Raw genomic sequence first — 24558 nt, 5'->3', positions numbered from 1 at the left:
CAGGGCGACGAACACTTCCTTATTCGATCGGACTCATCATGAGCCAAACACTGGTTATTGCCGAAAAACCTTCGGTTGCGAGCGACATCGCCAAAGCGCTCGGCGGATTTAAAAAGGACGGAGACTTCTGGGTGAGCGACACCATGCTCATCGGGTCGGCCGTCGGTCATCTTCTGGAGCTCGCCGCTCCCGAAGAGTACGACGTCAAGCGCGGCCGTTGGTCGTTCGCCAATCTGCCGGTCATTCCGCCGCACTTCGATCTGCGACCGATCAAGAAATCGGTGACGAAATTCGAGACGCTGGCGCGCAAGATGCGCAGCCGCACCGTCACCGACATCATCAACGCATGCGACGCGGGGCGTGAAGGCGAACTGATCTTCCGCTACATCATGCAGGCCGCGCGTTGCAAGAAGCCCGTGCGTCGTCTGTGGCTGCAGTCGATGACGGCCGCGGCGATTCGCAAGGCGTTCGAAAACCTTCGTACCGACGAAGAGATGAAGCCCCTCGAAGCGGCCGCCCGTAGCCGTTCGGAGGCCGACTGGCTGGTCGGCATCAACGGCACGCGCGCCCTCACCGCGTTCAATTCGAAGGACGGGGGCTTTTTCCTCACGACGGTCGGGCGCGTGCAGACGCCGACGCTCGCCATCGTCGTCGCGCGCGAAGAGGAAATCCACCACTTCGTCTCGAAGCCCTACTGGACCGTCAAGGCGGTCTTCGGTGCCGCGGCGGGCGAGTACGAAAGCCTCTGGCAGGACGCCAAGTTCGTCAAAACGAAGGGCCAGGCGCCGGAACTCAAGGCCGAACGCCTCTGGAGCGAAGAAGAAGCGCTTCGCATCGTCGAACGCTGCCGCGGGCAGTCGGGGGTCGTGACGGAAGCGAAGAAGCGCTCGACCTCGATGTCGCCCGCGCTCTTCGATCTCACGAGCCTGCAGCGCGAAGCGAACAGCAGCTTCGGCTTCCCAGCCCGAATGACGCTCGCGATCGCACAGCGCCTCTACGAACGCCACAAGGTTCTCACCTATCCGCGTACGGATGCCCGCGCGCTGCCCGAAGACTACATCCCGACCGTGTACGAGACGCTCGAGCACCTCGGGCACCTCGGCGACTACGCGAAGTTTGCGGGCACGATCGTGAAGAACCGCTGGGTGAAGCAGGACAAGCGCGTCTTCGACAACACGAAGATCAGCGACCACTTCGCCATCATTCCCACCGGGGAGCTTCCGAAGGAGCTCGACGAAACCGAACAGAAGATCTACGGCCTCGTCGTTCGCCGCTTCATGTCGGTCTTTTATCCCGCGGCGGAATTCGACGTGACGACGCGCACGACGACGGTCGGCGAAGACCGCTTCGTGACCGAAGGCAAGGTGCTCGTGACGCCGGGCTGGATGGAAGTCGCGGGCCGCGGCGGAAAGACGCAGAGCGACCTCTGTCCGGTGACGGAGGGCGAAACCGTGCGCACGAACGACATCAACGCCAAGCAGGACGCGACCCGTCCGCCCGCCCGTTACAACGACGCGACGCTCCTTTCCGCGATGGAATCCGCGGGGAAGAAACTGGAGACGGGCGAACTGCGCAACGCGATGGCCGAAAAGGGGCTCGGCACGCCGGCAACGCGCGCTCAGACGATCGAAGGTCTGATCGAGCAGAAGTATCTGCGCCGCGACGGGCGCGATCTCATTCCCAACGCGAAGGCCTTCCAGCTGATGCAGCTCGTGCGCGGGCTCCACATCGACGAACTCACGCAACCCAAGCTCACGGCCGAGTGGGAGCAGAAGCTCGCTCAGATCGAAAGCGGCGCCGTGTCGCGCGACGTTTTCATGGACGAAATCCGTCGCATGACGGAAACGATCGTTTCCGCGGCCAAGCAGTACGAGGGCGACAGCGTTCCGATCGTCAACCCGATTCACTTCCGCAACCGTTGCCCGGCCTGCGGCGGCGAAATCGTCGAAAACTACAAGCGTTTCGCGTGTACGGGCGAAGGGTGCGGTTTTTCGCTCCCGAAGCATCCGTCGGGCCGCGCGTTCGAGCCCGAAGAGGTCGAAGAGTTGCTCGCCACGCACCACGTCGGTCCGCTTTCGGGCTTCATCAGCAAGCGCGGCTTCCCCTTCGAGGGCGAGGTGATTTTGGCCAAGGACAAGGAAACCGGCGAATGGGGCATGCGCTTCGACTTCGAAGAGCGCCCCGAGGTGACCGAAGAGGAAATCGCCGCCTCGACGCAGATCGCCACCTGTCCGCTCTGCCACGGGCGCGTCATCGAACACGGCGACTACTACGTGTGCGAACACGCGCTCGGCAGCGATAAAAAGCGTTGCCCGATGCGCACCGGCAAGGTCATTCTGCAGCGTCCGATTTCGTGCGCCGAAGTCGTCGCGCTCTGCGAAAACAAGCGTACGCCGCTCCTCGAAGGGTTTGTGTCGAAGCGCACCAACCGTCCCTTCAACGCGTATCTCGTCCTCGACAAGACGAAGGGCGTGACGTTCGAATTCGAAAAGCGCGAAAAGACGTCGAAGGCCGCCAAGAGCGCCGAGGGTGTCGAGAGCGAAGCGGCGCCGGAAAAGGAGGCCTCGGAAGAAGCCCCCAAGACGGCGACGAAGCGCACCAAGGCCGCGAGTACGACGAAAACCGCGACGAAAAAGACCGCGACGCGTACCCGCAAGACGACCGCAAAGAAGGCAGCCGAACCGACCGAAGCGTAAAGCAGGGCCCTTCTCGCAAAAAACCCGGAGCGAAACACTCCGGGTTTTTTTCATGCGAGAAGCGGTCGGCGCGCTCGGGGAGCGCTCCGTCGAACGTTGCGTCAGGGCGTCGTTTCCGAGGCCTCGGGCGCGGGCGCTTTGCCCTTCGTACGGGTGACGAGCACCTGGTCGATCTTGTTGTTGTCGACGTCGAGCACTTCGAACGTGTACTCGCCGCACACCACCTTGTCGGTGCGCTTTGGAATCTTGCGCAGCATGTACATCATGAAGCCCGCCACCGTTTCGTAGGCGGAGTCCTCGGGCAGCTCGTCGATGCCGAGCGCGTGTTCGATGTCGTCGACGGGCGTGGCGCCGTCGACGAGCCACGTGTCGTCGTCGCGCTGAATGATCTGCAGCTCGTCGGTCGTCGTCACGAGGTCACCCATGACGGTCGACATGACGTCGTTGATCGTGATGATGCCGACGACGAGCGCGTACTCGTTGAGAATGACGGCAAAGTCGGCGTGCGTGCGCTGGAAGACGTCGAGCACCTCGGAGAGCGTGAGCGAGTCCGGAATGAACTGACAGGGCTGAACGAGGCCGCCCTCCTGGAAGCAGATCGGCTTTTCGTCGAGCACGAGTCGCAGGAGGTGCTTCGAGTCGACAAAGCCGACGACGTGGTCGAGATCCTTGTCGCAGACGAGGAAGCGGTTGTAGGGAACGGTCGCGATTTTGGCGCGGATGCTCGCTTCGGTTTCGTCCGTCGTGAAGTAGACGATGTTTTCGCGCGGCGTCATGGCCGAGGGAACGAGACGGCTCTCAAGCTCGAAGACGTTCTGAATGACGGCTTCTTCCTGCGGGGCGATGACGCCCGCCGCGGCGCCCGCACCGACGCTCGCGAGAATGTCTTCGGACGTGATCGTTTCCTGACGCTTCGTGGGCAGGCCGAGCGAGCGGATGCAGGCGTCGGAGAGCCGTTCGAGCACGAAGACGATCGGGCGCAGCACCTTGATGACGATCCGCATGGGACGCACGACGCGCATGGCGACCACTTCGGGGCGCGCGATGGCGAGGCGCTTGGGCAGGAGGTCCGCAAAGATGACGAAGAGGGTCGTGGCGAGGAGGAACGAGAGCACGAACCCCACGTGAGGCAGGTTCACGGCCGGAATGATCGGCTCGAGACACCACATGAAGAAGGGGGAAAACGCGGCGTCCCCCACGATACCGCCCAAGAGGGCGATGGCGTTCACCATGACCTGAAGGGCCGAGAAGAATTGTCCGGGGTGCTCCTGAAGTTCGAGCACCAGATCCGCGCGTCGGTCGCCGTCCTCGGAGAGCGCTTGGAGCCGGGTCTTGGTGGCCGCGGCGAGCGAGATTTCCGCCGCCGAAAAGAAGGCACTGAGGATGACCAGGCAGAAAAGCGCCATGACCTGAGGGTAGGAGGACATAAAACGACCGTCTTTTTGTTATGAAGCCGTCAGTTTATCATAGGGCGCGCTAACATGTTGTTTTATGGGGCGTTTTTGGGTTTTCGGCGATCGTTCCGGGGCGCAAAACGTAACATTTTGTCCGGCGGCGGGCGCCCGAAAAGCGGTAAGACGGGCCGTCGGGTTACACTCGTAGAACTCCGTCGTTCGCTTGCCGGATGCGGGGTGCGCGTTCCCCGGATGCTCGGAAATCAGCCGGAGGATGCGGCAGAACACTCTCAGGCCAACCCAAAAGAAACAAAGGACACACAATGAACGCGAAGATCACCGCCCTGGTTGCGGCTGCCGTATCCACCCTTGCCGCTCCCGCTTTCGCCGGTTCCACGCTCGACGCGATCAAGGCCCGCGGCCATCTGCTTTGCGGCGTCAACACGGCGGCTCCGGGCTTCTCGAGCGCCGACAGCCAGGGCAACTGGAAGGGCCTCGACGTGAACATCTGCCGCGCGGTTGCGGCCGCCGTTCTGGGCGACGCGAACAAGGTGAAGTACATTCCGCTCAGCTCGCCGCAGCGCTTCACGGCGCTTCAGTCGGGCGAAATCGACATGCTCGCGCGCAACACGACCTGGAACATGACGCGCGATGCGAGCCAGGGGTCCGTGTTCGTCGCCGTTTCCTACTACGACGGCCAGGGCTTCATGGTCCCGAAGGAATTGAACATCAAGGACGCGAAGGAACTCGACGGCGCCACGATCTGCGTGCAGTCGGGCACCTCGTCCGAAAAGACGCTCTCGGACTACTTCAACTCCCACAAGATGAGCTACAAGACGGTCGTTTTCGATACGACCGAAGCCACGCAGAGCGCGTTCCTCTCGGGCCGTTGCGACGTCTATACGACGGACATGTCCGACCTCGCCGGCATCCGTACGGTCGCTCAGGATCCCTCGAAGTATGAAATCCTCCCGACCATGATCAGCAAGGAACCCCTCGGTCCGGCGGTTCGTCGCGGCGACGACGAATTCTTCCAGATCGTGCGCTGGTCCTTCGCCGCGTTCCTCGGCGCCGAAGAACTCGGCGTGACGAAGGCCAACGTCGACGAACTGCGCAAGAGCTCCTCGAACCCCGACGTGCAGCGTCTGCTCGGCACGGGCGAAGACATGGGCCGCATGCTCGGTCTCGACAAGGACTGGTCGTACCGCATCGTCAAGCAGGTCGGCAACTACGGTGAATCCTGGAACGAATTTTTCGGTCCGAAGTCGGCCCTCAATCTGCCGCGCGGTCTCAACAAGCTCTGGACGGAAGGCGGCCTGATGTACGCCATGCCGATCCGCTGAGCGTGACGGACTGCTGCTGACTCGACTTCTTTGTCCGAGAGGCCCCAAGGCGACAGGCCGTGGGGCCTCTTCCTCGTTTCTGAAAAACAATCATGCTATTCCGAGACCGAATGTGGAGCGTTCCGGGCGACGAAGCCTGGAGGCGTCGCGAAAAGACGCGCAAACGCAAGGAATATACGCTTCAGGCCGTTTTGGTTCTGTTGCTCGTGGCGGTGTTGGCTTCGCTTTCTCTCAACGTGGCGGAAAATCTCGAAGCCAAGAACATCCGCAGCGGTTTTGATTTTCTCTTCGGCCCCGCGGGCTTTGACATCGGCGAAAAACTCATCGCATTTCAAAGTTCGGACGCGCTGTGGAAGGCTTTTCTGAACGGCCTCCTCAATACGCTTCGGGTGTCGTTCTTGGCGATTCTCTCGGCGACCGTTCTCGGCGTCGTCGTGGGCGCCATGCGAATTTCCCGCCATCCGATGCTGCGCTTTCTCGGTGCGGCCCACGTCGAGGCGTACCGCAACGTGCCGTTGCTCGTGCTGCTCCTCGCGATCTACCTCGTCGTGACGGAGTTGCTCCCGGGCGTGCGTCAGGCCTGGCACATCGGCAACTGGATTTATCTCTCGAAGACGGGCCTTCTTTACGCCGCTCCTCTGATGGGGTTCAAGGCGGTGCTCTGCGGGCTCGGTGTCGGTCTGATAGGCGCCTGGGCGGGCTACAAGGCGGCTCTGCGCCGAACGACGGGGCTCTTTGCGGGTCTCGTGGGCCTTGCGGCCTTTGCCGTGACGTACGCGGTCGTTTGGGTGCTCTGCGGCGTCGTCGGCGGTTGGGACGCGCCCGCGGCCACGCGCTTTTCCATGCGCGGCGGCTCGCAGCTCACGCCCGAATTTCTGACGATCTGGCTCGGTCTCACGATGTTCACCTCCGCCGCCATTGCCGAAATCGTTCGTGCGGGCGTGCAGGCGGTACGTCCCGGGCAGTGGCATGCGGCCTACGCGCTCGGGCTCACGCGCGGCGAAACCGTAAGTTACGTGGTGTTCCCGCAGGCCATGCGTCTGGCGATTCCGCCGCTTGCGAGCCAGTACATGAACCTCACGAAGAATTCGTCTCTGGCGGTCATGGTGGGGTATCCCGACATCGTCAACATCGGCAACACGGCCATCAACGTGAGCGCTCAGGCGCTTGAGGTGATCGCCATCATCATGGCCGTCTATCTCACGATCAATTTGGTGATCGCGCTGATCATGAACGCCGTCAACGCCGTCATCATGAGGGCTCCGCAATGAGTGAGGTCACGCATCTCGAAGGAACGGGCCGAGCCGGCACGCTCGCTCTCGTTCGCAGCCGTTGGTTTTATTCTCCGCTCGCTTCGCTCCTGACGATCGGCGTGGGAGCGGTCGTCGCGCTCGTCGTCTGGAAGCTCGTCTCCTGGGGGCTCTGGAACGCCGTCTGGACGCCCGATCCGCAGGCCTGCCGCGAGGCCTCGGGCGCCTGCTGGGGGTTCGTCGCCGAGAAGTGGCGCCTGATTCTCTTCGGGCGCTACCCGCACGAGTTGCAGTGGCGACCCGCCGCCGCAACGGCGGGCATCGTGTTCATGCTTGTCGTCACCGCGATTCCGGCCTTCTGGAACCGTCGCGGCGTCGTGTGGCTCCTTTGCGGTTGGGCGGCGGCCTTTTTCGCCTTCTTCGCGCTGATGCTCGGCGGAGTTTTCGGCCTCTCGCCCATCTCCACGGACATGTGGGGCGGGCTGCCGCTCACGGTCGTTCTCACGCTCGTCGGGATGACCGCGTCGGCTCCGCTCGGCATTCTCCTCGCGCTCGGTCGCCGCAGCCGCATGCCGATCGTCTCTGCCCTCTCGACGGGCTACATCGAGCTCGTGCGCGGGGTCCCGCTCATTACGGTCCTCTTTGTGGCAACCTTCGTATTTCCGTTGGTGATGCCCGCGGATCTCGGCATTCCCGCCTTCTGGCGCGTGGCCGTCGGGATCACGCTCTTTCAGGCGGCCTATATGGCGGAAACCGTCCGAGGCGGTCTGCAAACGGTGCCCGCCGGGCAGATGAACGCCGCGGAGTCGCTCGGGCTCACCCGCCGGCAGGCCTACCTCTACGTGGTCCTGCCCCAGGCGCTCGTGGCCGTCATCCCGGCCTTCGTCAACAGTCTTCTCTCGTGCTTCATGGACACGTCGCTCGTTACCATCGTTTCGATGTACGACCTGACGGGCAGTCTGAGGTTGGCGCTCGGGGATGCGATCTGGCGTGCGTTCTTCGTCGAAGGGTACGTCTTCATCGCGCTCATTTACTTTGTATCGAGCTTCCTGATCTCGCGCTACAGCCAGTGGCTCGAGGGCTATCTCACACAATCGAAAACCCGGTCCGGCGTTCCGGGTTGAGGAGGAAAGATGCGCTTTTTCGAACACATCATCCGTATCGGCGGCCCCGGCATCGACCGCGAGGGCGTCGGAGAAGAACTGCTCGAGTACGCCCGACACCCGGAGCGTTACGTCCCCGGCCTCTCGAAGACGACGATCGACGAAGAGTCGGTCGAGGGCAACCGTACGACGCTGCGCCGCACGACCCGTTTCGGCACGGACTACGTTTTCCGTGAAACGGTGACGATCGAGCGCAACGAAGTGCTCGAAATCGCCACGGCCGCAGGGAGCAATCATCCCGCCTCCCGCCATACCGTTCGCATCGAAGAACCCGAAGCCGGAGCGCTTTTCCTTCGCTTCATTTACGACCAGGACACGGCCGCCGAGGCGGATCCTCGGGTCGACGCGCTTCGACGCGATGCGTATGCGGCCAAGGACCAGGACGTGGTCGCTCGCATGCTCGAACGCCTGATCGCCCGACGCGGCAACTGAGCGCGAAGGACGGACGTTCATGGAAGAACTGACGACGCGCACGGCCTCCCTGATCGCGGATGAAATTCGGTGTCGCCCCGATCAGGTCGTTGCGGCCGCCGCCCTGCTCGACGAGGGCAAAACCGTTCCGTTCGTCGCCCGCTACCGCAAGGAAGCGACGGGCGGATTGACCGACGCGCAGCTGCGCACGCTCGAAGAGCGTCTGATGTACCTGCGCGAACTCGACGAACGCCGCGCCGCGGTGACGGCGGCGATCGAGGCGCAGGGGAAACTCACCGACGAACTGAAGCGCGACCTCGAGGCCGCTCAAACCAAGCAGGCGCTCGAAGATCTCTACGCACCCTTCCGTTCGAAGCGCCGCACGCGGGCGGCCGCGGCCCGCGAGGCCGGGCTCGAACCCTTGGCCGACCGCATTCTCGAAACGCGCGCGGATCCGGAAACGGCGGCCGCCGACTTCGTGTCGGCGGAAAAGGGCGTCCCCGGCGTTGCCGAGGCGCTTTCGGGGGCTCGGGACATTCTCGCGGAGCGCTTCGCGCTTCAGCCCGAAGTGCGTCAGTCGCTGCGCGACTTTTACGCGCGTCGCGGCGACGTCGTCGCACGCGTTCGCGAAGGCAAGGAGGTCGAAGGGGAAAAGTACGCCGACTACTTCGACTTCCGCGAGCGTCTCGCGGACCTTCCCTCGCATCGCGCGCTCGCGCTTTTGCGCGGGCGGCGCGACGACTTTCTCGACCTCGCGCTCGAACTCCCGGCCGAAGAGGAGGGGCTCTCGCCCCATCCGGCCGAGGCGCTCGTCGCGCGCTTTTACGGTGTCGCCGCCGACTCCGCCCGTCCCGCGGACGCGTGGCTTCTCGGCGTGTGTCGCTGGGCCTGGCGCGTGAAGATCCGCACGAGCCTTCAGACGGAATTGCTCGAAGCCCTGCGCGAGCGCGCCGAAGAGACCGCCATCGGCATCTTCGGCGACAACCTGCGGGATCTGCTGCTCGCCGCTCCGGCCGGGCATCGCGCCACGGTGGGGCTCGATCCGGGGTTCCGCACCGGGGTCAAGATGGCCGTGGTGGACGAAACGGGGAAGGTCGTGCATCACGACGTTCTGCAGTTCCACGCTGCGGGTGCGGGTGCCGCCGCGGCGGCCCGCGCCAAACTGGCGGCCGTTTTGAAGCGTTACCGCTCGGAGTTCGTCGCGATCGGCAACGGCACCGCGAGCCGCGAAACGGTGGAAGCCGTGGGCGAGGTGCTCTCCGAAGAGCCGTCGATCGCCGCGCGCCGCGTGGTCGTGAGCGAAGCGGGCGCATCGGTCTACTCCGCGTCGGAACTCGCGGAAAAGGAACTCCCCGGGCTCGACGTCAGCTACCGCGGCGCCGTTTCCATCGCCCGCCGACTGCAGGATCCGCTCGCCGAACTCGTCAAGATCGACCCGAAGGCGATCGGGGTCGGTCAGTACCAGCACGACGTTGATGCGGGGAAACTCGAGCGGCGTCTCGACGCCGTGGTCGAAGACTGCGTGAATTTCGTCGGCGTCGACGTCAATACGGCGAGCGTCGAACTGCTTGCGCGCGTCGCGGGGCTCAGCCGCAGCGTGGCTCGGGAAATCGTCGCGTACCGCGAAGCGAACGGCCTCTTTGCGAACCGCAACGACTTGAAGCGCGTTCCGTTGCTCGGTGCGGTGCGCTTCGAGCAGTGTGCGGGGTTCCTGCGCATCTCGGACGGCACGAACCCCTTGGATCGCACGGGCGTGCATCCGGAAGCCTACCCGGTGGTCGAACGCCTGGTGGCGGCAAGCGGCGCCCGCACGATCGACGAGCTGATGGGGAATGCCGAAAAGTTGAAGACCCTGCATGCGCGGGACTTCGTCGACGATCGGTTCGGACTGCCGACCGTGCTCGACATTCTCAAAGAGCTGGAGAAGCCCGGGCGCGATCCGCGAGCGGTCTTCACGGTGCCCGTCTACGACGACGCCATCCGCACGATGGAAGATTTGAAGCCCGGCATGGAGCTTGAGGGAACGGTCACGAACGTCGCCGCCTTCGGTGCGTTCGTCGATCTGGGCGTGCACGAGAACGGGCTCGTTCACATCTCGGACCTGGCCGACACCTTCGTGAAGGACCCCCGCGACGTCGTTCGCGTCGGGATGGTCGTCAAGGTGCGCGTGCTCGACGTCGACCCGAAGCGCCGTCGCATCGCGCTTACGATGCGCACGCGCCCGAAGGGCGAGCCGGGACCCCGTCGGGCCCCGACGGGGCGTCGCGAGGAGGCGCCCCGCGCCCGAACGCAAACGGCGCTCGGCGCGGCTTTCGCGGCGCTCAAGAAGCGCTGACGGCAAAAGAACCCCCCCGCGGACCGTTTCGGACTGCGGGGGTTCTTCATTCGGGGCGTCGCGTCGGACGCCCCCGGGACGCGCATTGAAGGCGTTCTCAGGCCTTCGTGTCGTCGAGCGGCACTTCGCTCGGCTCTTCGGACTTTTCACCCGCCTGCATGATGGCATTGAGGATGATCGCACCGAAGGTCGCGGTACCGATACCGCCGAGGATGAAGCCGCCGATATTCAGCGTGAAGTCGCCCCCGCCGAGGATCAGCGTGACGGCCGCGACGATCAGGTTGCGGCTGTTGCCGAAGTCGACGTGGTTGACCACCCAAACGCGGGCGCCCGCCACGGCGATGAGACCGAACACGACGATCGACGTGCCGCCGAGGAGCGGCTGGGGAATCGTCTGAATCACGGCGCCGAACTTCGGCGAGAAGCCGAGGATGATGGCGAGGAGGGCGGCCACCGGGAAGATGAGCGTCGAATAGACGCGCGTGGCGGCCATCACGCCGATGTTTTCCCCGTACGTCGTCACGCCCGTACCGCCCACGGAGCCCGAAATCATCGTGGCGATGCCGTCGCCGAGGAAGGCGCGGCCCATGTAGGGGTCGAGGTTGCGGCCCGTCATGGCGGTGACGGCCTTGACGTGACCGAGGTTTTCGCCCACGAGAATGATCACGACGGGCACGATGAGGGAGACGGCCGACATCGAGAATTCCGGCGCGGTGAGCGTCGGAAGACCGAACCAGGCGGCGTCGGCAATCTTCTGGAAGTCGATCGGCGTGCCGAGGCCCATGCCGTTCGTGAGCACGGCGTAGATGGCGTACGCAATGGCGAGCCCCACGAGAATCAGAAGCTTCTGCACGAGCCCGCGCGTATAGACGGCCACGCCGCCCACGCAGATGACGGTCATGAGGGCGATGAGCGCGTCAAAGGTCGTCGGCCCGACGCTCTTCACGGCCGTGGGGGCGAGGTTGAGACCGATGACGGCCACGACCGCACCCGTCACGACGGGCGGCATCAGACGCTCGATCCACTTCACGCCCGTCGACATGACGATGAGACCCACCAGGGCGTACACGGCACCGCAGGCGATGATCCCCCCGAGGGCGACGCCGATGTTGGGGTTGGGGCCGGAGCCCGCCGCATAGCCCGTCGCCGCGATGACGACGCCGATGAAGGCGAACGAGGAGCCCAGATAGCTCGGAACGTGCCCGCCCACCAAAACAAAAAAAATGAGCGTCCCGATGCCGCTCATCAATACCGCGAGATTGGGGTCGAACCCCATAAGAAGCGGTGCCAAAACCGTGGAGCCGAACATGGCCACAACGTGCTGAACGCCCATCGCGAACGTCTGCCCGGCGGGCAGGCGTTCGTCGGGGGCGATCACGCCTTCGGTCTTCAATTGCCAATTGGGAAAGTAGCTCATGGAAAGATCTCTGAGGGTGGTGGACTCCGTCGAAACGGGGTCGCGCTGAACAAACCGATCCATTGTAGTCGTCCGCCGCAACGAAGCGCCACGAACCGAAGTCGCCTTCGTGTACGCGTGCGCGCGGACCGCCCGCAAACGACGAGGTCGTACGGGGTCGGTGTTAAAATGTCGGCCCTTTCGACACGACTCCGTCGCCCTCTCTGCGCGGAGCGGCTCTTACCCACAGGTACTTTCATGACGAGTCCCAATCCGGCGCTCGTGCGCGACGTCGAAGAACGCCGCACCTTCGCCATCATCTCCCATCCGGACGCCGGTAAAACGACGCTCACGGAAAAGCTCCTGCTCTTCGGCGGTGCCATTCAGATGGCGGGCGCCGTCAAGGGGCGCAAAGCTTCCCGTCACGCCACGTCGGACTGGATGGAAGTGGAAAAGCAACGCGGGATTTCCGTGACGAGTTCGGTCATGCAGTTCCGCTACGCGAACCACGTGATCAACCTGCTCGACACCCCGGGTCACGAAGACTTCTCCGAGGATACGTACCGCGTACTGACGGCCGTCGACGCGGCCGTCATGGTGATCGACGCCGCCAAGGGCGTCGAAGCCCAGACGATCAAGCTCCTGGAAGTCTGCCGTCTTCGCAAGACCCCCATCATCACGTTCATCAACAAGCTCGACCGCGAAGTGCGCGATCCGCTCGATCTGCTCGGCGAAATCGAGAACGTGTTGAAGCTGCAGTGCGTTCCGATCACGTGGCCCATCGGCATGGGGAAGACCTTCCGCGGCGTCTTCTCGCTGCTCAACAACCGGCTCGTTCGCTTTACGGCGGGCGAAGAACGCCTGACCGAAGATCGCGAGACGATCGAGGGGCTCGACAACCCCGAGCTCGACCGGCTCTTCCCGATGGAAATGCCCTACGTGCGCGAATCGATCGAGCTCGTGCAGGGTGCGACCGAACCCTTCAGCTTGGAGAAGTTCCTCGCCGGCGAACAGAGTCCCGTCTTCTTCGGCTCCGGGGTGAACAACTTCGGCGTTCAGGACGTGCTCGACGCGCTCGTCGAGTGGGCTCCGTCGCCGCAGTCGCGCGACGGCGGCGCGCGCATGGTGGAACCCACCGAAGAGCCCTTCTCGGGGTTCGTCTTCAAGATCCAGGCGAACATGGACCCGCGTCACCGCGACCGCATCGCGTTCTTCCGCGTGTGCTCCGGCCGCTATCAGCAGGGGATGAAGGTCTTTCACGTGCGCGAAGGACGCGACATGAAGATCGCCAACGCCCTTACCTTCATGGCTCAGGACCGTGTGGTCATGACGGATGCCGTGGCGGGTGACATCATCGGGATCTACAACCACGGGCAGCTTCACATCGGCGACACGCTCACGGGCGGGGAACGCCTCGGCTTCACCGGGATTCCGAACTTCGCTCCGGAACTCTTCCGCGGCGCGCGCAGCAAGGACCCCTTCAAGGCGAAGCAGCTCCAGAAGGGCCTGCAGGAACTCGGCGAAGAGGGGGCCATTCAGGTCTTCACCAACGACCTCGGGCACATCCTGCTCGGCGCCGTCGGTCAGCTGCAGTTCGAGATCGTGGCCCAGCGACTCGCCACCGAGTACAAGGTCGACGCCATCTACGAAGGCACCGACGTCTCGACGGCGCGCTGGCTCTCGTTCCCCGACGACAAGACGAAGCGCGACTTCGAAGCCGAACAGGCGGCGCGTCTTGCGACCGACGTCAACGGCAACGTCGTCTATCTGGCCACGTCGATCTACAACCTGGAGACCACGATGAAGCACTGGCCTCAGGTGACGTTCCACACGACGCGTGAAATGAGCCAGAAGTTCGATTGATCTTCGGGTCGTTTCCAAGATAAAAAGGGCGCGGAATTTTCCGCGCCCTTTTTTTATCGGCCGTTCGTTCGGGGCCTTCAGGCGGTTCGAGCCGCCCAGCGGCGCGAGGAGCCGAGGAGGTTGAGCCCGAGCGTGCGTCCCGTCATTTCGACGATGTTGCGCTCGACGAGCACGTTCGATTCGGGACCGACTTCGGTGCCCGCCTTGTTGTCGTAGAGCTGATAGGAGGCGCGCGTCGTTTGCGGCGTGATGTTCGGCATGATGACGTTGCAGCCGTGACGAATGCCCCGCACGCGCCCGTTGGGCTCCAGGGTTTCGAGCGCGGTGGCGGCCGCGATGTTGATGTCGGGCATCACGAGGCGGGTCGTGCTGATCATGTTGAGGGCGAGCTGCATGAGGGGGCGCTTTTCCATCATGCCGAGCGCGGTCATGTCCGCGCCGTTGCTCGTGATGTAGGGGCCCATGCCGATCATGTCGGCACCCATCTCGCCGAACGTGCGGATGTCGCGCATGAGGTCTTCGAGCGTCTGCCCGGGCAGACCGATCATGACGCCGGTGCCCACCTGGTAGCCCGCGCGCCGCAGGTCGCGCAGCGCCTGATAGCGGTGTTCGAGGATCTTTTCGTGCTTGCCTGGCGTCGAGTGCAGTTCCGCAAAGAGTCGGGGGTTGCTCGACTCGATGCGAAGGAGGTAGCGCAATCCCGTCGGATTGCCGCTCGCTTCGGCCCACTCCTTGTAGACCTCGTACGTCTGCTCCCCGAGACTCAGCGTGACGCCGAGCCCAGTGGGAAGTTCCTCGCAGACCGTTTCCTTGTGAATGCGCTCAAGGAGTCGGGAGATCCAGGCGATCCACTTCGGGTCGCGGCGTTCGCCCGCCTGAATGGCGATCGAGCCGTAGCCCTCGTGAAGCGCATGCAGGGCGCACGCGACGATGCTCTCTTCCGTGAGCGTGTAGCGTTCGACCGTGTGGTTGTCCTTGCGAATGCCGCAGTAGCGGCAGTTGGCCGTGCAGATGTTGCTCACCTCGATGAGGCCGCGCAGGTAGACGTTGTTGCCCGTCTTTTCGGTCGTAACGTCGAAGGCGCGTTGACGCAGCGCTTCGCATTCCTCGGGGTCCGTCAGGCCGAGGAGACGAACGATGTCGTCGTCCGAGAATTCGGTCTGTGCGAGCAGTTCGGACAGGGGCTTCGTGGACGTTGCGGTCATTCGGTTTTCTCCGTAAGAGCGGCGCGATAGCGGGCGAGCGCTTCGGGGTGGCAGGAGAGCACGCGTTCGAGCACGCCCTGCAGGTAGCAGATGGTGAGGCCGTAATTCGTCATGGGAACGCCCTGTTCTTTCGACGTGCGAAGACGGGCGAGCATGTGGCGGCGCGTGACGACGCAGCCGCCGCACTGAATGAGCACGGCATAGGGGGTCAGGTCTTCGGGGAAGTCCTTGCCGACGGCGACCTCGATGACAAGGTCCTTGCCCGTCTTCTCGCGGAGCCAGCGCGGAATCTTCACGCGACCGATGTCGTCCTTTTGCGGATGGTGGCTGCACGTCTCGCAAATCAGCACGCGGTCGCCGTCCTTGAGGCGCGCGAGCGCCGCGGCGCCTTCGGCGAGCTCTTCGAGGTCGCTCTTCGAGTAGGCCATCTGAATGGAGAAGGTCGTGAGCGGGATCGAGTCGGGGCTCTGACGCGCGACCGATTCGACGACCTGCGAGTCCGTCATGATGAATTTGGGCGGACGCTTCAGTTCGTCGAGCATTTCGGCGACGCGGTTTTCCTGTACGACGAGGCACTTGGCGCCCGCGTCGAGCAGTTCGCGCACGGCCTGCACCTGCGGAAGGATGAGGCGCCCCTTGGGGGCGCCGGTATCGATCGGCGTCACGAGCATGACGGTGTCGCCCGCTTGCGCGAGTTCGCCCACGAGGGGACGGTCGGGCGCGGTGCGCTCGGAGACGAGCCGCACGAGCGCGGCGCGCAGCGCGTCGATGCCTTCGCCCGTGCGGGCGTTCGTTTCCACGACGGCGACGCCGAACGCTTCGGCGGCACGACGTTCGTCGTCCGTCACGGGACGCAGGTCGGTCTTGTTGAGAACGAGAACGGCGGGCGTGCCGAGCTCGCGCGCTTTGGCAAGGAGCGTCTTTTCGGAGGAGGAGAGCGTGCGCTCGGACGTCACGACGATCGCGACGTCCACCCAGTCGAGGACGGCGAGCGAGCGGCGCACGCGGGCCTGACCGAGATCGCCCACGTCGTCGACCCCGGCCGTGTCGATGAAGACGACGGGACCGATAGGCGCGAGCTCGCAGGCTTTTTCCACGGGGTCCGTCGTGGTGCCGGGCACGTCCGACACGATCGAAATCCGCTGCCCGGTGAGGGCGTTGGCGAGAGAGCTTTTTCCGGCATTGCGGTTGCCGAAAAGGCCGAAGTGAAGCCGAAGTCCTTTGGGCGTGGACAGCACGGTGCGTCTCCTCAAAATTCTGTGAAAACAAAGGGGCCGGACTGCTGTCCGGCCCCTTTAGAACTACTTCGCGGCGCCTAGACCGAGAAGGAGCTTATAGCACAAACCCGAAATTACTTTTCGATGTTCGTACGGATCACGTCGCGTTCGAACCACACGGGAGCGTGGTGTTCGGCGGCTTCGACCGAGATCGTCCCCGGGCCGAGGCGCCAGATGCCCTTGAAGTGTTCCATCGAGAGCAGAGCGAGCGGGATGTGCGCGCAAACGACGAGCACGGAAACGATGATCGAGCCCCAAACGTGGAAGTAGAACATCCACATGTAGACCATCTTGCCGAGGAGCGGAGCGCCGAGCCAGAGGAGCCAGCCCGTCACGGCGAGAGCGGCGATCATGCCCATGAAGAGCAGGTACGAGGCCTTCTGACCGCCGTTGTAGCGACCCTGCGGGGGAACCGTTTCCGGACCGAACGGGATCTTGAAGAAGCGGCGGGGGTAGTTGCCGAAGTTGCGGAACCAGTAGATGGTGTTGCGGTCCCATTCCAGGCACGCGCGCAGGATGAGCGCGAAGCGGTCCGGAGCGAGCACGATGAACCCGAGGAGGTTGAACGTGAAGACGGTGCCGAGGATGAGATGCCAGAGCATCGTGAGTTCGGCGGCTTCGTCGGACGGGTTGCAGAAATAGACGTACGCGCCCGTGAAGAGCAGGGCGAACCACGTGATGGCGTTCAGCGTGTGGAACACCTTGTCCGGGGCATGGAAGCGAAGGATGCGTTCGTTAGCATTAGCCATGGTTGGCCTCCGTCATAGCCAGCGTGGAGCGCTGGTAGTAATGGGTGTGCAGAAGTTCGTGCATCGTGTGGTCCACGGGCTTCGTGCCGAGGTCCTTGTAGACCGACATGACGACTTCGTTCTGGTGCGAGCTCGTGAGGCCCATGGCCTGGCAGAGCTTGTCGTCCTGATAAAGACCGGCCTGGCGGGCCTTGATGATGACGCCGCGACGGGCGATCAGGTCGCCGATGGCGTAGCCGCAGACGGCCACGGCGCCGACGCACAGGCCGCAGACCTTCAGAAAGCCGCGACGGCCCAGGATGAGGGCGGCGGGGCGCTCGGCGTAATCGTATTTTTCAGACAGCATTTTTCAAATATCCTCGCGTCTCGTAAGTTAGATGCGCAGCGGCAGGGGGGTGGTCGGATGGAGCCAGGCCGTGCCGGAGGGCTGAACAGGCTGACCGCCGCCGTTGACGCAACCGCCCGGGCAGTTCATGACTTCGATGAAGTGGTAACGATTCTTGTCGACGCGGACGCGGTTGAGAACTTCCTTGAGGCCCTGGTTCGCACCGTTGACGACGCAAACGCGGACTTCGAAGGTCTTGCCGCCGAGGGCCTTGATGGGCACGGGGATGGTCGCTTCGACGATGGCGTTGTCGTTGCCGCGGACAACCGTGATGTTGCCGTCCTTGAGGTCTTCGCCGGAAAGAGCGAAGTAAGCCGTACGCAGAGCGGCTTCCATCACGCCGCCCGAGCAGCCGAAGATCGTGCCGGCGCCCGAATACACTTCGAGCGGACGACGTTCGCGGGTCTTCGGTTCGAGCAGGGGATTGATACCCTTGCGGCGCATGAGTTCGGCGATGTCGCGGGCCGTGAGCGAGGCGTCGATGTCCTGGAAGGAGGGCGTGTCCTTCGGGATGTCCTTGTTGGCGATGAGGTAACGCCAGGCCGTGTTCATTTCAGGACGCGAAGCTTCGAAGATCTTGGCCGTGCAGGGCGTGACGGAGACGAAATAGATCTTGCGGGGATCGCACTTGAGAACGTACTTCGCAGCCCAGGTCTTGGCCAGCGTGCCGCCCATCTGGAGCGGGGACTTCGCCGTGGAGAGGTGCGGAAGCATGTCGGCGTGATACGTTTCGGCGTTCTTCACCCAGGCCGGGCAGCAGGACGTGAAGTGCGGGAACGGGTGCTTGCCCTGTTCGTCGACTTCCGGGCCGCGTTCGCCGAGGATCCAGTACTGGATCTTCTTAACGAATTCCGTGCCTTCTTCGATGATGGTCTGGTCGGCCGAGCTGTTGCAGTCGTAGACCACGAAGCCGAGCTTTTCAAGCGCGTTGACCATCTGTTCGGTCGTGAGCGCGCCGGGTTCGCCGCCGAATTCTTCGCAGAGCGAAACGCGAACGGCGGGCGAGGGATGGGCCACGACGACGCGGTCCTTGTCGGCGAGGACGTGTTCGACTTCGTCGACGAAGCTCATCTGCTCGATCGCGTTGAACGGGCAGGCGATCAGGCACTGACCGCAGTAGAGGCACGCGTCTTCGACGATTTCGTGCTTGGCGCCGAGACCGCCCTTGATGGCGTCGACCGGGCAGAACTTGCGGCAGGTGTCGCACCCGACGCAGTTGTCTTTGTTGATGTGGATGATCCCACGCAGTTCGCCCTTGCGAAGATTGCCGTCGAAGGCGGGGCCATTTTCCCCGCGGGCGTTGTCGCCCGGGAGGAACGTATGGACCTTGATCGTATCCGTCATGGAAAAACTCTCCAGAGTAAGGAAAGTCGGGGAGCCCGTTGCGGCTCGGCGACTTGGCGCATGATCCTACGGCGGACAGTGGGCGCCGGGGCGCTCCGGGGTCATCCTTCCGATCGGTTCATGGCACTCAATTTTTTGGACGAAGGCGAGTCGCTCCGGTGGAAAGCCGGGCCGAGACCTTCGGTGAAACACGCGTGCATTTTAAGGGGAAGGCTCCTTCTTCTGGTCCCGGGATTAGACCTAGAGACGTACCCCTAAAGGGTTATTTCGGCGAATTTCAGAACTGTTTCTAGATGTGTTCTGATTTGGATCAAAGACGGGCGGGCCGTTCAGGTTTTGTGACCGAAGTGTTTGAGGAAAAAGGAAAAATAGCCGAGCAAATTACTCGGGAATAGAAAGCGGCACTTGTACGAGCGTCAACAAGAAGACGAAAATGCGCCTCTTTTCGACGTACGTCGGCGTCGTACGGAAGGAGGGGGTGCAAAAAAAGAAAGAGCACGGGTCACCCCCGCGCTCTTCGGACGCTCGATCCGACCGTTCGGTCGGTCGGGACGTGCGACTTACATGTCTGCTTCCTTGAGGGGAGCGCGCAGTTCGGCGCGCACGTTGTCCATGCCCGAATAGAAGGCCTTCATCATGACAAGACCGAGGAACTTCCCGGCATCCGTCACGATGATGTTGTCCGGATCGTTCGGGTCGTCCTTGATGGCGCCCGAAAGCTTGAGGCCGAGCATTTCCTTCAGGAGGTAACGGTCGAGGTCGACCCCGTGCACCTCGCGGAAGTAGCGACGCGACAGGCGGTGCGAGAAGAGGCCGAGCATCAGGCGGTACTGCATGATGGCGTGCTTGTCGAACTGGCGGCGGCGCTCGACGCCCGTGTGGCCCGCGGCGATGCGTTCGGCATAGCGGCGCAGGCTGAACGTGTTGACGTAGAGGCTGTCGCCGAGGAAGCTGAACGCTCCCGAACCCACGCCGAGGTACTCGTCGTAGTCGACGACGTATTCGTCGAACCCTTCGTCGTTCGTACGGCCGAAGGTCCAGCTCGTGAGGTGGTTGTAGCGGCTGCCGAGCGTGTCAAGAATCACGCGGTACTGGTCGGCGAGCTGATTGCCGCCGGCGGCGATGACGTTCTTCACGCTCTTTTTCGTCTGCGACGTCACCATGAGCGGATAGGTCGTCACCTGGCGCGGGTTGAGGCGCGCGATCTTGTCCATGTCGTCGTGGAGCATGTCGAGCGTCTGACCGCGGAAGCCGAACATCATGTCGATGTTGCAGGTGGGGAAGAGTTCCTGGGCGTACTGCAGGCGCTCGAAGATCTGCTCGCCGGAGCCGAACTTCTCATAGCGTTCCGAGAGCTTCAGGAGGTCGTCGTTGAAGCTCTGCACGCCGATCGACATGCGGTCGACGAGCCCCTTCAGGTTGCGGAACTGCGGCGTCGTGATGATTTGCGGGTCGGTTTCGCAGGACACTTCGCGAATCGAGGGGAAGAGGGTCTTGGCGTGCTCGATCGTCTTGATGAGCTCGTCCTCGAGAATCGTCGTTGTGCCCCCGCCGATGTACATCGAGTGGAAGTCGTAGCCGAGCGCCTTCACGTAGTCCATTTCCTTGCGCAGATTCACGAAGTACTCGCGCGCCTTCCATTCCTTGAAGAGGAAGCGGTGGAACGTGCAGTACGAGCAGAGCGTGTGGCAGAAGGGAATGTGTGCGTAGAGGAGGTACTTGTGACCTTCCTGGGGAGCGGGCGGCGTGTTGAGGATCACCGGATCGCAGTGGAGGTAACGCTTGATGTAGTAGTCCATCACGCGGTCCGTAATGCCGATCATCCATTCCGGAAGCAATTCGCGGGGTTGCGGCGTATAGCTCGAAGTAGTCATGTTCGGAAGAAGTGCATGAAAAGAGAAGGTCCGGGCATTGTACAAAGAGAAAGGGGTGCCGGATCTTAACGGCACCCCTTGTTTTCTCGCGATCGAACCTCAACCGTGCGTGGCGTAGAGCGCGGCGATTTCGTCGCGGAACCGCTCGGAGAGCGGCCCGCGCTTGAGTTTGAGCGTGGGCGTGAGCAGCCCGTTTTCGATCGTCCAGGGCTCGAGCGTGAGCACCGTCGCACGCGGCAGGGCGTAGTTCGGGAAACCGGCGGCGGCCGCTTTCGCGCGCTTCAAAATCGTGGTCTTCGCGGCCGGGGCGGCGAGCGCCGCGGGATCCTCGGGATCGAGCCCGAGCGACTCGGCGAGCGGCTTCCACTCGGTCGGGTTGAGGACCGCGATGAGCCCGAGGTACGGGCGGTTCTCGCCCACGACGTACGCCTGAGCGAAAAGCGGATCGGATTCGATCGCGTTTTCAAGGTCGGCGGGCGGAATCTTCTCGCCCGTCGAGGTGACGATGATTTCCTTGATGCGGCCGCGAATCTTCAGGAGTCCCCGATCGGTGAAGCTGCCGACGTCGCCCGTTTTGAGCCAGCCGTCCGGCGTGAAGGCGTCGCGCGTGGCGTCCTCGCGGTTCCAGTAGCCCTTCATGACGGAGGGACCGCGCACCTGAATTTCGTCGCCTTCGCCGAGACGCACCTCCACGTTGCAGAAGGGGCGGCCCACGGTGTCGGGCTGATTTTCCGTGAGGCAGTTGCCGGCGATGATGGGGCTCGTTTCCGTCATGCCGTAGCCCTGAATGACGGGCAGGCCCAGGCCGCAGAACGTTCGGGCGATCTTGGGGCCGAGGGCCGCGCCGCCCGAGATGGCGATGCGCAGACGACCGCCGAACTGCGCGAGGAGCGTTTCCCGCACGCGCGGCAACACGAAGGCGCGCACGAGCGCGTCGACGAGCGCCGAACCCGGTTCGAGGGGAAGCCCGTTTTTGCGGCAGAAGTCGCGCCAGCCGGTCGCCACGGCGGCTTCGAAGAGCCGCCGCTGCAGGCCCGAGGCCTTGCGGAGTTTGTCTTCGACGCGGGCGTGGATGCGTTCGTAGACGCGGGGCACCGAAATGATGACGTCGGGTTTGACGGTCTTCAGGTCTTCGGCGAGCAGAAGCACGGAGCGGTTGTAGGCGATCACGCAGCCCGTGGCGAGCGCGAGGTAGTAGCCCGCGGTTCGCTCGAACGTGTGCGAGAGCGGCAGAAAGGAAAGGAACACGTCGCCCGTTTTCGGCGACACGCACTCGAGCGTGGCTTTCACGTTGGCCACGATGTTGGCGTGCGTGAGCATGACGCCCTTCGGGCGCCCGGTCGTGCCCGAGGTGTAGATGATGCCCGCGAGATCGTCGGGGCGCGGCGCGGCGGGAAGTTCCCGATCGGCTTCGCCGAGCGCGAGCCAGGCGCGACGACCGTAGATGCGCACGCCGTTTTCTTCGACGTCTTCGTTCTCTTCGTCCGTCAGCACGACGAAGCGCAGATGTTCGAGGGGCTGACCCGCGTCGCGCAGCTGCTCCCAGCGCTGGCGCTTGTTCGTCACGAGCACCGAGGCCCGGCTGTCTTCGGCGATGTAGGCGCTCGCCCCCGGGGTGTCGATCGCGTGCAGGGGAACGGGCACGAGGCCGTTGGCCAGAGCCGACTGGTCGGCCGCCACGTGATCCGGCCCGTTGGGCATGAGAATCGCAACTCGGCTTGCGCGCTCGAGCCCGAGAGCGGCGAACGCGCGTCGCCACTGCTCGACGAGCGCGCCCGTCTCTCCGTACGTCAGGCTTTTCCAGGCGCTCTCCGCCCGGTCGAAGTACCGCAGCGCCTCCGCGTCGCGGTAGACGACGATGCTGCGGTTCAGCAGCTCGGGCAGCGTTTCGAGCCCTTGAAGTTCATTGGATCGACCCATGAGCCGTGTCTCCGAAAGGGGAGGGCGTCCTTGAGGACGCCCTCCGGAAAATAAGCGATAAGGAATCCTACTCCGAAAGGAAGGCCTTCAGAGCCCGACGAAAGTCGGGTTTATTCGCCCTGCGCTTCGCGCTGCTTGGCTTCGAGCTCTTCCCAACGGGCAAAACCCGCGGCCATTTCCTCGTCGATGGCTTTCATGCGCTCGGCGTCGGCGCGAAGTTCTTCGACGGGAAGACCGTGGTAGCCCGCGCCGCTCATCTTTTCGACGAGCGCGCTCTGTTCGGCTTCAAGCGCTTCGATGCGGCCGGGCAGGCTTTCGAGCTCCCGCGTTTCTTTGTAGGAGAGCTTGACTTTCTGCGTGCGCTGACGCGGCTTGGGCGCGGCCTTCTCGGCTTTGGGCGCCTTGTCGGCGCGCGCCTCGTCGGTCGTCTTCGGGCGCTGGCGCAGCCAGTCTTCGTAGCCGCCCACGTACTCGCGCCAGAGGCCGTTGCCTTCGGGAGCGAGCACTTCGGTGACGACGTTGTCGAGGAAGCGTCGGTCGTGGCTGACGAGAATGATGGTGCCCGGGTAGTTGGCCAACGTCTGCTCGAGCACTTCGAGCGAGTCGATGTCGAGGTCGTTCGTCGGCTCGTCGAGAACGAGCAGGTTCGCGGGCAGAGCGAAGAGGCGCGCAAGGAGCAGACGGTTGCGTTCCCCGCCCGAAAGCGAACTCACGGGCACGTTCGCGCGTCGCGGCGGGAAGAGGAAGTCGCCGAGGTACGCGACGACGTGCTTCTTTTGGCCGCCGATTTCGATCCATTCGGAGCCCGGCGAAATCGTTTCCGCCACGGTCTTCGTGAGGTCGAGCTGCTCGCGCATCTGATCGAAGTAGGCGATCTTGAGCGAGGTGCCGAGTTTGACGGAGCCCGCATCGGGTTGGAGTTTCCCGAGGATGAGCTTGATGAGCGTACTCTTGCCGACGCCGTTGTGGCCGATCAGACCGAGGCGGTCGCCGCGCATCAGGCGGAAGTTGAGGTCCTTCACGAGAACGCGGTCGCCGAACGACTTCGTGAGCCCTTCGACTTCGGCCACGATTTTGCCGCTCTTTTCGCCCGCGTCGATCGAGAGGACGACGCTGCCCGTACGTTCGCGTCGCGCGGCGCGTTCGCGGCGCAGTTGCTCCAGACGGCGGACGCGCCCTTCGTTGCGGGTGCGGCGCGCTTCGATCCCTTTGCGGATCCAAACTTCTTCCTGGGCCCAGAACTTGTCGAAGCGCTGACGCTCGAGCGTCTCGGCGGCGAGCTCTTCTTCCTTCCGGCTTTCGTAGGCGGCGAAGTTCCCCGGGTAGGAGCGCAGAATGCCGCGGTCGAGTTCGATGATGCGGGTGGAAACGTTGTCGAGGAACTGACGGTCGTGGGTGATGACGACCATCGACTTCGAGGTGCGCCAGCCGGTATTGACCAATCCTTCGAGAAGCGCGATCGCTTCGAGGTCGAGGTGGTTCGTCGGTTCGTCAAGAAGCAGCAGATCGGGTTCGAGCGCGAAGGCGAGCGCCAACGCCGCGCGTTTGCGCTGCCCGCCCGAAGCCTTTGCGGGATCGCCCTCGGGGTCGAGTTCGAAGCGCGTCAGGTACTCGTCGAGCTTGGCGGCGAGGCGCCATCCTTCGCGCTCGTCGTCGTGTTCGTGCACGCGACCGCGCAGCATCAGGCTTTCGCGGAAGGTCGGCGCGGCGGGCAGCAGCGGCTCCTGCTCCACGTAGTGGACGGTGAGCCCGTCCTGACGCTGCAGAAGTCCGTCGTCAAGCGCCGTGGTGCCCGCAAGGACCGCAAGGAGCGAGCTTTTGCCCGCGCCGTTGCGGCCGATGAGCCCGATGCGTTCGCCCGGCTCCACGGAAAAGGAGGCGCCGTCGAGAAGCGGCAGGTCCCCCCAGGCGAGGTGGCCGTCCGTCAAGGTAATGAGTGCCATGTGGTATCGA

17 protein-coding genes are annotated in these 24558 nt (G+C 63.7%); 7 read left to right on the top strand and 10 right to left on the bottom strand.

The annotated features are described in order from the left end of the window. Nucleotides 1-38: 38 nt before the first annotated feature. Nucleotides 39-2696 carry a DNA topoisomerase III gene (locus tag S6FBBBH3_RS00820; protein ID WP_120175926.1) on the top strand — a complete coding sequence of 886 codons (2658 nt, stop codon included), beginning with the start codon at nucleotides 39-41 and terminating at the stop codon, nucleotides 2694-2696. 101 nt (nucleotides 2697-2797) lie between these two features. On the opposite strand, the gene S6FBBBH3_RS00815 is transcribed toward S6FBBBH3_RS00820, so the two are convergent. Continuing rightward, nucleotides 2798-4123: a hemolysin family protein gene (locus S6FBBBH3_RS00815; RefSeq protein WP_120175925.1), complete on the bottom strand. Its 1326-nt coding sequence runs from the start codon at nucleotides 4121-4123 to the stop codon at nucleotides 2798-2800. 290 nt (nucleotides 4124-4413) lie between these two features. On the opposite strand from S6FBBBH3_RS00815, the gene S6FBBBH3_RS00810 reads away from it, so the two are divergent. The 5 genes from S6FBBBH3_RS00810 (at nucleotide 4414) to S6FBBBH3_RS00790 (ending at nucleotide 10592) form a co-directional block, all read left to right on the top strand. Beyond that, the gene (locus tag S6FBBBH3_RS00810; RefSeq protein ID WP_120175924.1) at nucleotides 4414-5433 is read left to right on the top strand and encodes an amino acid ABC transporter substrate-binding protein; all 1020 of its coding nucleotides are present in this window, start codon (nucleotides 4414-4416) and stop codon (nucleotides 5431-5433) included. 110 nt (nucleotides 5434-5543) lie between these two features. Further along, nucleotides 5544-6704 (top strand): amino acid ABC transporter permease, encoded by a 1161-nt coding sequence (locus S6FBBBH3_RS00805; RefSeq protein WP_232008800.1) that lies wholly within the window; start codon nucleotides 5544-5546, stop codon nucleotides 6702-6704. After that, the gene (locus tag S6FBBBH3_RS00800) at nucleotides 6701-7807 is read left to right on the top strand and encodes an amino acid ABC transporter permease (RefSeq protein WP_120175922.1); all 1107 of its coding nucleotides are present in this window, start codon (nucleotides 6701-6703) and stop codon (nucleotides 7805-7807) included. Before S6FBBBH3_RS00805 ends, S6FBBBH3_RS00800 begins: the two co-directional genes overlap by 4 nt. Before the next feature lie 9 nt (nucleotides 7808-7816). Then, a complete protein-coding gene (locus S6FBBBH3_RS00795; RefSeq protein ID WP_120175921.1) occupies nucleotides 7817-8278 on the top strand; it encodes an AtaL-like protein in 462 nt (153 codons plus the stop codon). Nucleotides 8279-8297: 19 nt separating this feature from the next. Then, nucleotides 8298-10592, top strand: a complete 2295-nt coding sequence (locus S6FBBBH3_RS00790; RefSeq protein ID WP_120175920.1) for a Tex family protein — start codon at nucleotides 8298-8300, stop codon at nucleotides 10590-10592. A 97-nt stretch (nucleotides 10593-10689) separates the two neighbouring features. Here the strand turns inward: S6FBBBH3_RS00790 and S6FBBBH3_RS00785 are convergent, their stop codons facing one another. After that, on the bottom strand, nucleotides 10690-12009 hold the full coding sequence (locus S6FBBBH3_RS00785; protein WP_120175919.1) for a solute carrier family 23 protein: 1320 nt from the start codon (nucleotides 12007-12009) through the stop codon (nucleotides 10690-10692). Nucleotides 12010-12246: 237 nt separating this feature from the next. Here S6FBBBH3_RS00785 and S6FBBBH3_RS00780 point away from each other — a divergent pair, with 237 nt between their 5' ends. Then, the gene (locus S6FBBBH3_RS00780; protein ID WP_120175918.1) at nucleotides 12247-13851 is read left to right on the top strand and encodes a peptide chain release factor 3; all 1605 of its coding nucleotides are present in this window, start codon (nucleotides 12247-12249) and stop codon (nucleotides 13849-13851) included. Nucleotides 13852-13928: 77 nt separating this feature from the next. On the opposite strand, the gene hydE is transcribed toward S6FBBBH3_RS00780, so the two are convergent. The 8 genes from hydE to S6FBBBH3_RS00740 all read right to left on the bottom strand — a co-directional run bounded on the left by hydE (nucleotide 13929) and on the right by S6FBBBH3_RS00740 (nucleotide 24548). Further along, nucleotides 13929-15056, bottom strand: coding sequence for a [FeFe] hydrogenase H-cluster radical SAM maturase HydE (gene hydE / locus S6FBBBH3_RS00775; RefSeq protein WP_120175917.1), 1128 nt, complete (start codon nucleotides 15054-15056; stop codon nucleotides 13929-13931). Then, entirely contained in the window at nucleotides 15053-16294 is a 1242-nt protein-coding gene (gene hydF / locus S6FBBBH3_RS00770; protein ID WP_120175916.1) for a [FeFe] hydrogenase H-cluster maturation GTPase HydF, read from the bottom strand. Before hydF ends, hydE begins: the two co-directional genes overlap by 4 nt. Nucleotides 16295-16407: 113 nt before the next feature. Continuing rightward, nucleotides 16408-17082: a cytochrome b/b6 domain-containing protein gene (locus S6FBBBH3_RS00765; RefSeq protein WP_120175915.1), complete on the bottom strand. Its 675-nt coding sequence runs from the start codon at nucleotides 17080-17082 to the stop codon at nucleotides 16408-16410. Further along, on the bottom strand, nucleotides 17075-17428 hold the full coding sequence (locus S6FBBBH3_RS00760) for an iron hydrogenase small subunit (RefSeq protein ID WP_120175914.1): 354 nt from the start codon (nucleotides 17426-17428) through the stop codon (nucleotides 17075-17077). Before S6FBBBH3_RS00760 ends, S6FBBBH3_RS00765 begins: the two co-directional genes overlap by 8 nt. A 27-nt stretch (nucleotides 17429-17455) precedes the next feature. Continuing rightward, a complete protein-coding gene (locus tag S6FBBBH3_RS00755; RefSeq protein ID WP_120175913.1) occupies nucleotides 17456-18811 on the bottom strand; it encodes a [Fe-Fe] hydrogenase large subunit C-terminal domain-containing protein in 1356 nt (451 codons plus the stop codon). A 560-nt stretch (nucleotides 18812-19371) separates the two neighbouring features. Beyond that, nucleotides 19372-20685: a coproporphyrinogen III oxidase family protein gene (locus S6FBBBH3_RS00750; protein WP_120175912.1), complete on the bottom strand. Its 1314-nt coding sequence runs from the start codon at nucleotides 20683-20685 to the stop codon at nucleotides 19372-19374. Between the two features lie 99 nt (nucleotides 20686-20784). Next, nucleotides 20785-22605 (bottom strand): AMP-dependent synthetase/ligase, encoded by a 1821-nt coding sequence (locus S6FBBBH3_RS00745; protein ID WP_120175911.1) that lies wholly within the window; start codon nucleotides 22603-22605, stop codon nucleotides 20785-20787. A gap of 110 nt (nucleotides 22606-22715) precedes the next feature. After that, complete coding sequence (locus S6FBBBH3_RS00740; protein WP_120175910.1) at nucleotides 22716-24548, bottom strand: ATP-binding cassette domain-containing protein; 1833 nt, start codon at nucleotides 24546-24548, stop codon at nucleotides 22716-22718. Nucleotides 24549-24558 lie beyond the last annotated feature (10 nt).

The sequence above is a fragment of the Sutterella megalosphaeroides genome (assembly GCF_003609995.1).
Lineage (GTDB): Bacteria > Pseudomonadota > Gammaproteobacteria > Burkholderiales > Burkholderiaceae_F > Sutterella > Sutterella megalosphaeroides.
This window is presented reverse-complemented; position numbering and strand designations above follow the sequence as displayed.

Coding starts and splice junctions, on each gene's coding strand:
- S6FBBBH3_RS00820 (WP_120175926.1), top strand. CDS start 39: ATGAGCCAAACACTGGTTATTGCCGAAAAACCTTCGGTTGCGAGCGAC.
- S6FBBBH3_RS00815 (WP_120175925.1), bottom strand. CDS start 4,123: ATGTCCTCCTACCCTCAGGTCATGGCGCTTTTCTGCCTGGTCATCCTC.
- S6FBBBH3_RS00810 (WP_120175924.1), top strand. CDS start 4,414: ATGAACGCGAAGATCACCGCCCTGGTTGCGGCTGCCGTATCCACCCTT.
- S6FBBBH3_RS00805 (WP_232008800.1), top strand. CDS start 5,544: ATGTGGAGCGTTCCGGGCGACGAAGCCTGGAGGCGTCGCGAAAAGACG.
- S6FBBBH3_RS00800 (WP_120175922.1), top strand. CDS start 6,701: ATGAGTGAGGTCACGCATCTCGAAGGAACGGGCCGAGCCGGCACGCTC.
- S6FBBBH3_RS00795 (WP_120175921.1), top strand. CDS start 7,817: ATGCGCTTTTTCGAACACATCATCCGTATCGGCGGCCCCGGCATCGAC.
- S6FBBBH3_RS00790 (WP_120175920.1), top strand. CDS start 8,298: ATGGAAGAACTGACGACGCGCACGGCCTCCCTGATCGCGGATGAAATT.
- S6FBBBH3_RS00785 (WP_120175919.1), bottom strand. CDS start 12,009: ATGAGCTACTTTCCCAATTGGCAATTGAAGACCGAAGGCGTGATCGCC.
- S6FBBBH3_RS00780 (WP_120175918.1), top strand. CDS start 12,247: ATGACGAGTCCCAATCCGGCGCTCGTGCGCGACGTCGAAGAACGCCGC.
- hydE (WP_120175917.1), bottom strand. CDS start 15,056: ATGACCGCAACGTCCACGAAGCCCCTGTCCGAACTGCTCGCACAGACC.
- S6FBBBH3_RS00765 (WP_120175915.1), bottom strand. CDS start 17,082: ATGGCTAATGCTAACGAACGCATCCTTCGCTTCCATGCCCCGGACAAG.
- S6FBBBH3_RS00760 (WP_120175914.1), bottom strand. CDS start 17,428: ATGCTGTCTGAAAAATACGATTACGCCGAGCGCCCCGCCGCCCTCATC.
- S6FBBBH3_RS00755 (WP_120175913.1), bottom strand. CDS start 18,811: ATGACGGATACGATCAAGGTCCATACGTTCCTCCCGGGCGACAACGCC.
- S6FBBBH3_RS00750 (WP_120175912.1), bottom strand. CDS start 20,685: ATGACTACTTCGAGCTATACGCCGCAACCCCGCGAATTGCTTCCGGAA.
- S6FBBBH3_RS00745 (WP_120175911.1), bottom strand. CDS start 22,605: ATGGGTCGATCCAATGAACTTCAAGGGCTCGAAACGCTGCCCGAGCTG.
- S6FBBBH3_RS00740 (WP_120175910.1), bottom strand. CDS start 24,548: ATGGCACTCATTACCTTGACGGACGGCCACCTCGCCTGGGGGGACCTG.